The sequence below is a fragment of the Micromonospora sp. NPDC005220 genome (assembly GCF_040607895.1).
Classification (GTDB): Bacteria; Actinomycetota; Actinomycetes; order Mycobacteriales; family Micromonosporaceae; genus Micromonospora.
The window spans coordinates 20702-31158 of sequence record NZ_JBEXHP010000066.1; the positions used below are offsets into that span (position 1 = coordinate 20702).

Consider the following 10457-nt stretch of genomic DNA (forward strand, 5'->3'; position numbering starts at 1 on the left):
GCAACCCCCGGCAAAGTGCGGTGTAGACGGTGCTACGACAAGGAGGAAGCCCGTGCGGAACGAGGTACCGGGCGCTTTCAGAGCCGGGGACGTGGTCCTGCTGACCACCGCCGCGAGCGTTCAATTCCGCAAGCCGATCGTCGCCCGCGTCATCCGCGAGCTGGCCGACCGGTACACGTACGACGGTTGGCTCTGGCTCGACGCCTACGAACTCAACAGGAAGGGGGAAGCCGTCGCGCGCCGCGAGCTGTACGTGCGGCGCGACGGCGTGCAGGCCGCGTCCGTACCCCTCCGGCGCCGCGCGACGGTGGGGATCGGCTGATGCCCGAGCGTCCGAAACACTCGCCGTTGCGGCCGTCGTGGCGCTGCCCGGCCTGCGGCACCCTGTGGCCGTGCTCGGCCGCGAAGCTGCGCCTTCTCGGCGAGTACCGCGAGGATCGGCCGGGCCTGTTGATCCACCTCGCGAAGCTCCAGGAGGAAGCCGCCGCCGATCTCACCAAACTCAACCCGGGCACCGCGCTGCCCGACCTGACCCCACGTTTCGTCGGCTGGGCGGAAGCCCGCTGAGCGCCGTCGACAAGCCGCGCATCACCGGCGCCGAGTACGCGCAGATGGTGCGCGACAAGCGCAACTGCCCCTACTGAGCGCCGGTCGCCAGCCGGGCGTGCCGGTGCATGTCGTGCCAGCCGTCGGCGTGGCGCACCGACCCGCGGGCCACGCCCTCCACGGGAAAGCCGGCCCGCGCCGCCACCCGGCAGGACGCCGCGTTGCCGGTCGAGTGCTCCAGGGCCAGCCGGTGCAACCCGGCCCGGGTGAAGCTCCACCGGGTCAGGGCGAGCAGCGCCTCGGTGGCGATCCCCCGACCGCGCGCAGCGGGCACCACCCAGTACGACACCTGCGCCGACCCCTCGCTCAGCAGCACGTCCCGCAACCCCACCTGACCGACGGGCCGGTCGTCGGCGTCGACGACGGCCCAACTGGCGGCGCTTTCGTCGCGCCAACGGCCCGCCCACTGCGCCGTCCACGACCGTGCCTCGTCGTCGCTGTCGAGGCGACGCACGTGCCATCGCTGGATCACCGGACAGTCGAAGGCAGCCCGGACGGCCGGGGCGTCGTCGTCACGCCACGGCCGCAGCGCCAGCCCGGGGCGTACCGGAAGGTGGGGTTGCTCCTGGGCGGCGAGACTCCCGGCGGGCAGCGCGGGCGTGACGAGCAGCGGCATCAGCCCATTATCGAACCTCACTCCCGGTCGGGCCGGGGGCGAGTTCGGCGAGGGTGGGCTGAAGGGACGCCTCGGTCAGGGATTGATCAGTCTCCAGTCGCCTTCGGAGATGACCTCGACGGTGCCGTCGACCACCTTGATGGCGGTGTTGTCGTCGATGGCGTAGGTCGGGACCGGGATTGCGGACGCCCACTTCTCGATGTTGGACAGCTCGGTGTCCGGCATGTCCGGGTGATTGAGGTGTGGGTACAGCGTGAAATCCACCAGCCCCAGCGCCCGGTCGGCGCCCTGCGCGATGTCGCTGCCGTCGGGGACGAATTCGAGGTCGAACTCGGCGTCGCAGTTGTACGGGGTGACCGCGATGCTCCCGGCACTGACCCCCACGTAAACCGTGTCGTTCAGCGACGGTAGGAGGTCGGCCAGACCCGACTGGCGCAGCCAGTAGGTCAGGTAGAGCACGTCGCCGCCCCAGACGAGGAGGGCATCGGCCTCCCGGACCGCCGGGACCCAGTTCTCTTCTCGGATGGTCGGCAGCGCGGTGAGTTCCAATATCCCCAGGGATTTCCAACCCAGCTGGGACAGCGGGATTGTGGCCCGGCCGTGGATCGCCTTCCACGCCCTCTCGGCTCCACCGGGGAAGGGGTAGACACCGGTGGGGATGAACAGGGCCGTGGCCTCGGCGATCGGCTTGCCCAGCAGGTCAACGAGCGCGTCGGAGATGCTCGGGTTGCAGATGCCCGACGACGTGAGAAGGAACTTCATGGAATCCGCTCTCCGTGAGGACCAGCGTCCCGCTCGCTAACCCGAGCGCCACATCGCTGGATCATCCGCTGGCGGCCGTCCAACCGTCAACAGCCAGGTGACCGTCCGGACCAACCGCTGTTCCGCGCAGATCTTGGACAGTTTCCGTTAGGGCGTAACGGAAACTGTCCAAGATCTGGTGGTGCGCTGTTCGACTGGATCACTGATCAAGGGAAACCGCGAGGAGCGGCATTCGCCCACTATCGAGCCGACTGCCTCACTCCCCGGTCGGGCCGCCCGCGAGTTCGGCGACCACATCGAGGTGGCCCAGGTGGCGGGCGTACTCCTGCACCAGGTGGAACAGCACCCGCTCCAGCGACGCCGGGCCCGCGCCGTTCCAGCGCGGGCCCGGCGCACCGATTTCGGCCAGGTCGTGTGCCGTCACCACGGCCGTGGTGTGCGCGCCCTGTGCCCGCAGCGCCGCCACCAGATCCGCGCGGGTCTCGTCGGGGGCGACGTACCAGCGGTCGTCGCGGCGGTCGCCCCACGGCTCGGCGACGTCCCGGCCCTGGAAACCCCACTCGATCCAACGCCGCTCGACGTGGCGCAGGTGTGTGAGCAGCTCCAGTGGGGTCCACCCGGACGGCAGCCGGCTGCGCCGCAGCTCCGGCTCGGCCAACGCCGACACCTTGGCCACCATGGACTCGCGGAAGTAGTCCAGGTAACGCAGGAAGACCTCGGTGCGGCTGCCGGCCGGGGTGGTGGGCTCGGGAAACGACGTCATGAGCCGGTCGGTAGGTCACGGCCGCGCTGACGCACACCCGCGCCGCCGTACGGGTAGTCGCCGACCAGCGGGGCGCTCGCCTCGTCCAGCAGCCGCATCTGCTCGTCGTCGAGGACCAGGTCGGCGGCGGTCAGGTTGTCGTCGAGCTGCTCGGTGGTACGCGCGCCGAGGATCACCGAGGTGACCGCCGGTCGGGCCGCCAGCCAGGCCAACGACACCGCCGACATGGACACGTCACGGTCCCCGGCGATCTGGCGAACCGCGTCGAGCACCCGCCAGGTGCGCTCCTCGGCGTTGCGACCCGCGTACGCCTCGACGCCGCGCTGCGGATTCTCGCCGAGCCGCGTCGCCCCGGTGGGCGTGCTGTCGCGCTGGTACTTGCCGGTCAGCCAACCGCCACCCAGCGGTGACCACGGCAGGATGCCGATGCCCTCGTTCTCGCAGACCGGCACCAACTCGAACTCGATCTCCCGGGCCAGCAGGTTGTACTGCGGTTGCAGGGTCACGATCGGGGTGAGGTTGAGGTGCTGGGTGAGCAGGGCGGCCTTCTGCAACTGCCAGCCGGTGAAGTTGCTGACTCCCGCGTAGCGGATCTTCCCGGCGCTGACCGCGTCGTCGAAGAACCGCAGCGTCTCCGGCAGCGGGGTCAGCGGATCCCAGGCGTGCGCCTGGTACAGGTCGATGGCCTCGACGCCGAGCCGGCGCAGGCTGGCGTCCAGGGCGCGGGTGAGGTGCACCCGGGACAGGCCGGCGTCGTTCGCCCCCGGGCCCATCGGGAACCGCCCCTTGGTGGCGATCACCAGGCGGTCACGCAGCTCGGGTCGGCTGCGCAGCCAGCGCCCGATGATGTCCTCCGAGACCCCGGTGGAGTAGACGTCAGCGGTGTCGATGAAGGTGCCGCCGGCCTCGACGAACCGGTCCAGTTGGGCGAAGCTGCCGGCCTCGTCGGTCTCCGCGCCGAAGGTCATCGTGCCCAGACACAGGGTGGACACCACGGTGCCGGTGCTCCCCAGAGTGCGATAGCGCATATCGTCCTTTCGGTCCGAGTGACAAAGCTGATCTTCCCACCCGTCCCGGCCACCCGCATACGGGACCGGCACGGGCCCCCGCGCGGCCACCGCGAGGGTCATCATGAGCGGGTGAGCGAGCCCGCGATCGACATCGACCGACCTCACCAGCCGGCCCGGTCGGCACCGTCGGGGCATCCACCGGAGCCCGGCGCCCGCACCCGCGGCCCGTGGCTGGTGGCCGCCGCCACCACCGTGACGCTGCTGCTGCTCGCCGGCCGCTACGGCTACCACCGTGACGAGCTGTACTTCCTGCTCGCCGGTCGGCACCTCGACTGGGGTTACGTCGATCAGGGTCCGCTGGTTCCGGCGCTGGCTCGGCTGCTCGACACGATCGCTCCGGGCAACCTGGTGGCGCTGCGTACCCCGTCGGCGGTGCTGGCCGGCGGCGCGGTGCTGCTGGTCGCCGCCATCGCCCGGGAGCTGGGCGCCGGCCGGGGCGGGCAGCTCTTCGCGGCGGTGCTCGCCGCGCTGTCCGGCATCGTGCTCGCCAGTGGTCACCTGCTCAGCACCACCACCGTCGACCTGGTGGTCTGGTTGATCGCGGCGTGGTGCGCGGTGCGGTTGCTGCGCACCGGTGACAGCCGCTGGGCGTTGGGCATCGGGCTGGCGCTCGGGGTGGGCATGCTCAGCAAGCTGCTGCCGGCGCTGCTGGCCGTGGGCCTGCTCGTCGGGGTGCTCATCGCCGGGCCGCGTCGACTGCTGCGCGACCGGTGGGTGCTCGCGGCCGCCGGGATCACCGTGCTGCTGGCCGCGCCGAACCTCATCTGGCAGGCGTCGCACGGCTTCCCGCAGCTCGGCGTGGCCGCGTCCATCTCCGACGGCGACAGCTCCTACAGCGGTCGGCTCGATGCGTTCACCCTCCAGTTCGTCATCATCAGCCCGTACGCCGTACCGATCTGGATCGCCGGCCTCGTCGCGCTGCTGCGCCGGCCGGCGTGGCGGGCCTACCGGGCGGTGGGCTGGGCCTGGCTGGTGGTCGTCGGCATCGTGCTGCTCGCCGGCGGCAAGGGCTACTACGACGCGCCGCTGCTGCTGGTGCTGACCGCCGCCGGTGCGGTGGTCACCGTGGCGTGGGCGTCGCGCGGGTCGCTCTGGTGGCGTCGAGGGTTGCTCACGCTGGGCGCGCTGCCGTTCCTGCTGCCCACCGTCGTGCTGCTGCTGCCGGTGCTGCCGGCCGACCGGTTGCCCGCCTTCGTGGTCGACGTCAACTACGACGCCGGCGAGACGATCGGGTGGCCGGAGTTCGCCGACTCTCTCGCCGCCGTCCATCGTGGCCTGCGACCACCGGAGCGTTCGCGGGCGGTCATCCTGACCGGCAACTACGGCGAGGCCGGCGCGGTGGCCCGGTACGGGCCGGCCCGTGGTCTGCCTCAGGCGTACTCCGGGCACAACAGTATGGTCGACTTCGGTCGGCCGCCCGCCGACGCGGACGTGGTCATCGCCGTCGGCTGGGAGCGCCCGGACCAGTTGAACACCTGGTTCGAGCAGTGCGCGCCCGCCGGGCGGGTGGACCAGCGGGTCGAGGTGGAGAACGACGAGAACGGCGGCCCGATCTACGTGTGCCGGGGGCTGCGGCGTCCGTGGGCGCAGATCTGGGACACCGAGGTACGCCACACCGGCTGACCGTGCTCAGCCAGGTCAGCACCAGTTCTTCGAGTTCGTCGACGCGATCCCGTCCTGGACGGCCGACGACACCACCGTCCGCCTGCCCGGCACGCCGGTACAGCCGATGGCCGCCACCGAGGTCAGCATGAGCGCGCCGCTGCAGGGCGTCCGCAACGTCGCCGGGCCCGACGTCTTCACGCTCGCCGCCCGAGGTGACCAGTGCACCGTGACCGCTTCGTGTGGTCGCTCAGGACGGCGGCGTGCGACTCCGCCACTCCCGGGCGAGGATCGCGAAGACACGTCGGTCGGCCCATTCCCCGTCGAACAGGTAGCTCTCGACGTGGTGAGCCTCCTGGCGCATCCCGAGCCGGGCCATCAGCCGAGCCGACGCGGCGTTGCGCGCGTGGCACCGGCCGTAGACCCGGTGCAGCCCGAACTCGGCAAACCCCCAGGCCAGCATCGCGGTGGCGGCCTCGGTGGCCAACCCGCGGCCACCGTGGTCGGGGTGGAAGACGAACCCGAGTTCGGCGGTACGTTCGGGCTGGCTGCGCCACACCAACTCCACGATCCCGATCACCCCGGCGTCGGTGACCGCGGCCACCGTCAGGCAGTCCCCCTCCGCGCGCCAGGCGTCCTCGCCCGCCATGGCGAGCACCGACGCCCGCGACTGCTCACGGGTACGCGGCTCGGCGCCGAGCATCCAGCGCACCACGTCGGGTCGGCGCTGAAACGCGTACACGTCGTCGAGGTCGTCGATCGTGACCGGGCGCAGGGCGAGCCGTGCGGTGCGGATCGGGTAGGTCGGCTGGAACATCACGCGATCGTAGAGACCCGTGCGGAGCGCTGCGGTGCCGGTCGATGAACGTCCGGACGCCGGGGCAACAGCAACGGGCTCGCGCAGGCCACCAGCCCCGCGACCGTGATCGCCGTGCGAGGGCTGGTGGCCTGCGCGAGCAGCCCACCGAGCGCGCTGAGGGTGGCGATGGTGGCGCTGCTGCCGATCGACCAGGCAGAGAGGGTACGGACGATGCGATCCTTCGGAGTCTGTTGTAGGCGGTAGGTGGCGAGTACCGGGTTGTACAGGCTCATGCTGATGATGATCGCGAACTCGACGGCGATAACCGTGGCGAGACCGAGCACGCCGGGTTGGACGAGGGCGAGGCCGGTCAGCCAGATCGCGCGCAGCGTGCCGACGGTGCGGATGATCCGGTGTTGGCCGTAGCGTGCCACCACCCGACGGGCCAGGCGCGACCCGATGAGCCCGCCCACGCAGGGCACGGCGAAGGCGAGGCCGTACTGCCAGGGCGGAAAACCCAGCTCGCCGAGCAGGAGCACGGCCAGCAGCGGCTCGGTGGCCATGATCAGCCCGCCGACGAGCAACTGGTTGAGGTAGAGCGCCCGCAGACCGGGGTGCGTCAGCAGGTGCCGCCAGCCGTCGAGCAGCTCACCGGCCCGAACCCGGCCTGCGTCGGTACGCCGGGGGTGGTCTTCGTGCCCGCGAATGGCGGTGAGGCCCAGCGCGGAGAGCAGGTAGCTGAGCGCGTCGGCCACGACGGTGACGACCGGCCCCAACAGGCCCACCGCCGCCCCGCCCAGCGGCGGCCCGAGCGCGATCGCGCTCCAGGTCGTCGACTCGAACCGCGCGTTCGCCACCAGCAGGTCATCCGGCCGCACGAGAGCCTTGAGGAAGGCGCCGGCGGCCGCGTTGAAGGCGATCTTGGCAGTGGCCACCACCGCCGAGACGACCAGCAGTTGCCCGAAGCTGAGCCGGCCGAGCGCGTACCCGATGGGGATCGTCACCAGCGCCGCGAACCGGGCGAGGTCCATCGCGATCATCACCGGCCGCTTGCGGTGGAACTCCACCCAGGGCCCGAGCGGCAACGCGATCAGCGCGCCCACCGCCGGCCCCAGCGCGGCCAACACGGACACCTGGGCGGGGCTGGCCTGCAACACCAGCACGGCGATCAGCGGCAACGCCCCGAATCCCAGCCCCGAGCCGTAGGCGCTCACCGCGTACGACGCCCACAACCACCCGAACCGCCGACCCAGGGATCGCCTCGCGGACAAGCCCACACCCCCGCTTCCGACAACTCGTCGTTGACCGCCGCGATCAAAGCAAGGCCGTTGACTACGGATCAAACAACCGCATGAGCGGCGAGCCACAACGAGACGTTGTGTCAGTAGGGTTGCCGGGTGAATCTCGACGCTGTCCGCACCTTCGTCGCCGCCGTCGACGCCGGCCAGTTCCAGGACGCCGCAGCCGCGCTGTCGATCACGCAGCAGGCCGTCTCCAAGCGCATCGCCGCACTGGAGAAGGACCTCGGGGTGCGGCTGTTCACCCGCACGGCTCGCGGCACCCACCTCACCGTCGACGGCCAGACCTTCCTCCCGCACGCCCGGGAGCTGCTCCGAGCCGAGGCGCGCGCCGACGCCTCCGTACGCCCCGGCCGACGGGCACTACGCGTCGACGTGCACAGTCGACGGATCGCACCGGCGGTGCTGTTGCAGGACTTCCACCGCGCGCATCCCCGCATCGAGCTGGACGTCGTCACCCTCGACGCCGACGTGCACGCCGCGATGGTCGCCGTCGAGGCGGGAACTGTCGACGCCAGCTTCCACGCCGTCACCGTCGCCGCACGCCACCTACTTGGCGCGATCAGGGCCACGCGCGTGATCGACGAGCACCACGAGCTGCTCGTCGGCCCCCGCCACCCGCTCGCCAACGCCCGCACCGTCACCCCCGCCCAACTCGCCGAGCACCGCATCTGGATGCCCGGCATGGCCCCCGGCACCGAATGGGCCGACTACTACGACGAACTCGCCGCCGCCTTCGGCCTCACCATCGACCTGGTCGGGCCGGTCTTCGGCAACGAGGCGCTGCTGGCCGAGATCGCCGACTCCGCGGAACTGGCGACCCTCGCCGGCGTTCGCACCCGGTACCTGTGGCCGGACAGCTACGACCTGCGACGGATACCGGTGCGCGACCCGGCCCCCATCTACCCCATGTCCCTCATCTGGCGCGACGACAACCCGCATCCGGCGCTGCGCGCTCTGCACGACTACCTCGCTTCCCGGCGAACGCAGTCGTCCGACATCGAGGTCTGGCTGCCGCCCTGGGGTCAGTGATCGGCGCAGCCCGACAAGGCGTTGCGGCCGTTGACTTCCGTCACCCTCCTGGCAGCCGCACTCGCGCTGACCCGGCTGGGCCTGGGCGTGCACGCCATGCTCCCCGCCCGCCCGCCGACCTTGCCCCCGACACGAGCGCGCGTACGCGACGACTACCCCGTGACCACCACCGGACGCCGGGACGGCAGATCGGACCGGTAGCTCCGCGCCGCCTCGATCGCGACAAGCCTGCCGTTCGTCGTGGCGCCGACATCATCCCTGCCGGCCACCACCGGCAGCTACCGCCGGCTGCCCGCGGTCACCCGCACCGCGACGTCTCGGCGTGTTGACACGCGTTCATCCGGCACTACATTTAACGTGTTGGTTAAGTGACTGGAGGCCCTGGTGTCTGGCAGCGATCAACTCAGCGTGGTGTTCTCGGCGCTCGCCGACCCGACTCGACGGGCGATCCTCGCCGAGCTGGCCGACCGCGACGCCACGGTCACCGAGCTCACCGCTCCCCTCCCGATCTCGATGCCGGCGGTGTCGCGGCACCTGAAGACACTCGAACACGCTGGGCTGATCTCCCGCACCCGGTCGGGGAAGTTGCGGATGAGTCGCATCGAGGCCGCCCCGCTGCGCGAAGCGGCCGAGTGGATCGAGCGCTACCGGCGGATCTGGGACACGTCCCTCACCCGCCTCGACGCCCACCTCGCGGCCGTGCAGGCGGCCGGTCGCCCAACGGACCGAACGGTCCGCGGCCCGGCGATTCCCGACAGCGGATCACCGGGCAAGGCTCACGACAAGGAGAATTGATGGACAGCGACAAGCCGCCAATCGTCATCTCACGCGTGGTGGACGCGCCACGGGAGCTGGTCTACCGCGCTTTCACCGACCCGGACCACCTGGCGGCATGGTGGGGGCCGATCGGCAACTCACTGCCCCGCGAGGAGATGGAATTCGACGTCCGTCCCGGCGGCTACCAGCGGTGGACCGAGGTCTTCCCGACCCAACCCGACCTTCGAATCGAGGTCCACATCGACCTCACCGACGTCGTCGACGGCGAACTGCTCGACGGCATCGCGCACGTCACCGGGCAGCTGCCGAACGGCCTTCAGCCGCACGAGACAAGGATGCGGGTCGAGTTCCACGACGAGGCCGATGGACGGACGCGACTCGAAATCCGTCAGTGGCTCGCCGAGCAGCTGGTCGCCCCCGCCGACCAGGGTTGGAACGAGGCCTTCACCAAACTGGACGCCACACTGCGGAATGCCCACCCCGTCGCACCCGGCGTCGAGGTGTAGCGCCATGGCCAAGCTGATCTACGTGACGAACGTGTCCCTCGACGGTCACATCGAGGACGAACACGGCAGATTCGACTGGACCCCACCCGACGACGAGTACCTCTCGTTCATCACCGACCTGGTCCGGCCCATGGGCACCTACCTCTACGGTCGGCGCCTGTACGAGTCGATGTCCCTCTGGGAGACCGACCCTGCCCTGGCCGCACATTCGAAGCTCATGGCCGACTTCGCCGACGTCTGGCAGGCAGCGGACAAGGTCGTCTACTCCACCACGCTGGACGCGACCTCGACCGCCAGGACCCGGCTCGAAAGAGACTTCGACCCCGCCTCGGTACGCGCACTGAAAGCCTCGGCCACCAGCGACCTCACCATCGGGGGCGCACACCTCGCGGCGCAGGCATTCCGGGCCGGGCTGGTCGACGAGTGCCACCTGCTGATCCACCCCATCCTCACCGGCGGAGGCAAGCCCGGACTGCCCAGCGGCACCCGCCTCGGCCTGGAGCTACTGGGCAATCGCCGACTCAGCAACGACGTGGTGTACGTGCACTACGGCATCCGCACCTGAGACGGTCGTCGGGGGGCCCGCCCCCGGGGGGTGGGGGGGGGGGCGGCCGGGGGGGGGCCCG

At 70.9% G+C, this 10457-nt stretch carries 13 protein-coding genes; 7 read left to right on the forward strand and 6 right to left on the reverse strand.

Annotated features, from left to right (window positions below; translation table 11 throughout):
- Positions 1-52: 52 nt before the first annotated feature.
- Both ABZU52_RS22095 and ABZU52_RS22100 read left to right on the forward strand, forming a co-directional pair.
- The gene (locus ABZU52_RS22095) at positions 53-322 is read left to right on the forward strand and encodes a hypothetical protein (protein ID WP_354972881.1); all 270 of its coding nucleotides are present in this window, start codon (positions 53-55) and stop codon (positions 320-322) included.
- On the forward strand, positions 322-567 hold the full coding sequence (locus ABZU52_RS22100) for a flavin reductase (RefSeq protein WP_354972882.1): 246 nt from the start codon (positions 322-324) through the stop codon (positions 565-567). The genes ABZU52_RS22095 and ABZU52_RS22100 overlap by 1 nt, the downstream gene beginning before the upstream one ends.
- 70 nt (positions 568-637) lie before the next feature.
- Here the strand turns inward: ABZU52_RS22100 and ABZU52_RS22105 are convergent, their stop codons facing one another.
- The 4 genes from ABZU52_RS22105 to ABZU52_RS22120 form a co-directional block, all read right to left on the reverse strand.
- A complete protein-coding gene (locus ABZU52_RS22105) occupies positions 638-1222 on the reverse strand; it encodes a GNAT family N-acetyltransferase (protein WP_354972883.1) in 585 nt (194 codons plus the stop codon).
- A 75-nt stretch (positions 1223-1297) separates the two neighbouring features.
- Positions 1298-1984, reverse strand: a complete 687-nt coding sequence (locus ABZU52_RS22110; protein ID WP_354972884.1) for a Type 1 glutamine amidotransferase-like domain-containing protein — start codon at positions 1982-1984, stop codon at positions 1298-1300.
- A gap of 256 nt (positions 1985-2240) precedes the next feature.
- Complete coding sequence (locus ABZU52_RS22115) at positions 2241-2747, reverse strand: DinB family protein (protein ID WP_354972885.1); 507 nt, start codon at positions 2745-2747, stop codon at positions 2241-2243.
- Positions 2744-3775, reverse strand: coding sequence for an aldo/keto reductase (locus tag ABZU52_RS22120; protein ID WP_354972886.1), 1032 nt, complete (start codon positions 3773-3775; stop codon positions 2744-2746). Before ABZU52_RS22120 ends, ABZU52_RS22115 begins: the two co-directional genes overlap by 4 nt.
- Before the next feature lie 111 nt (positions 3776-3886).
- Here ABZU52_RS22120 and ABZU52_RS22125 point away from each other — a divergent pair, with 111 nt between their 5' ends.
- Positions 3887-5440, forward strand: a complete 1554-nt coding sequence (locus ABZU52_RS22125; protein WP_354972887.1) for a glycosyltransferase family 39 protein — start codon at positions 3887-3889, stop codon at positions 5438-5440.
- A gap of 229 nt (positions 5441-5669) precedes the next feature.
- Here ABZU52_RS22125 and ABZU52_RS22130 read toward each other — a convergent pair whose 3' ends face one another.
- Entirely contained in the window at positions 5670-6236 is a 567-nt protein-coding gene (locus ABZU52_RS22130) for a GNAT family N-acetyltransferase (protein WP_354972888.1), read from the reverse strand.
- Positions 6236-7489 (reverse strand): MFS transporter, encoded by a 1254-nt coding sequence (locus ABZU52_RS22135; protein ID WP_354972889.1) that lies wholly within the window; start codon positions 7487-7489, stop codon positions 6236-6238. The genes ABZU52_RS22130 and ABZU52_RS22135 overlap by 1 nt, the downstream gene beginning before the upstream one ends.
- Positions 7490-7615: 126 nt before the next feature.
- Between ABZU52_RS22135 and ABZU52_RS22140 the strand changes: the two genes are divergently transcribed.
- The 4 genes from ABZU52_RS22140 (at position 7616) to ABZU52_RS22155 (ending at position 10396) form a co-directional block, all read left to right on the forward strand.
- Positions 7616-8548: a LysR family transcriptional regulator gene (locus ABZU52_RS22140; protein WP_354972890.1), complete on the forward strand. Its 933-nt coding sequence runs from the start codon at positions 7616-7618 to the stop codon at positions 8546-8548.
- Between the two features lie 384 nt (positions 8549-8932).
- Entirely contained in the window at positions 8933-9343 is a 411-nt protein-coding gene (locus ABZU52_RS22145) for a metalloregulator ArsR/SmtB family transcription factor (RefSeq protein WP_354972891.1), read from the forward strand.
- Positions 9343-9831, forward strand: a complete 489-nt coding sequence (locus ABZU52_RS22150; protein WP_354972892.1) for an SRPBCC domain-containing protein — start codon at positions 9343-9345, stop codon at positions 9829-9831. Before ABZU52_RS22145 ends, ABZU52_RS22150 begins: the two co-directional genes overlap by 1 nt.
- Positions 9832-9835: 4 nt before the next feature.
- Positions 9836-10396, forward strand: a complete 561-nt coding sequence (locus ABZU52_RS22155; protein WP_354972893.1) for a dihydrofolate reductase family protein — start codon at positions 9836-9838, stop codon at positions 10394-10396.
- Positions 10397-10457: the final 61 nt, after the last annotated feature.

Excerpts from the sequence above, each read along its gene's own strand:
- ABZU52_RS22120 (WP_354972886.1), bottom strand. The coding sequence starts at position 3,775 with ATGCGCTATCGCACTCTGGGGAGCACCGGCACCGTGGTGTCCACCCTG.
- ABZU52_RS22115 (WP_354972885.1), bottom strand. The coding sequence starts at position 2,747 with ATGACGTCGTTTCCCGAGCCCACCACCCCGGCCGGCAGCCGCACCGAG.
- ABZU52_RS22155 (WP_354972893.1), top strand. The coding sequence starts at position 9,836 with ATGGCCAAGCTGATCTACGTGACGAACGTGTCCCTCGACGGTCACATC.
- ABZU52_RS22100 (WP_354972882.1), top strand. The coding sequence starts at position 322 with ATGCCCGAGCGTCCGAAACACTCGCCGTTGCGGCCGTCGTGGCGCTGC.
- ABZU52_RS22110 (WP_354972884.1), bottom strand. The coding sequence starts at position 1,984 with ATGAAGTTCCTTCTCACGTCGTCGGGCATCTGCAACCCGAGCATCTCC.
- ABZU52_RS22150 (WP_354972892.1), top strand. The coding sequence starts at position 9,343 with ATGGACAGCGACAAGCCGCCAATCGTCATCTCACGCGTGGTGGACGCG.
- ABZU52_RS22105 (WP_354972883.1), bottom strand. The coding sequence starts at position 1,222 with ATGCCGCTGCTCGTCACGCCCGCGCTGCCCGCCGGGAGTCTCGCCGCC.
- ABZU52_RS22130 (WP_354972888.1), bottom strand. The coding sequence starts at position 6,236 with ATGTTCCAGCCGACCTACCCGATCCGCACCGCACGGCTCGCCCTGCGC.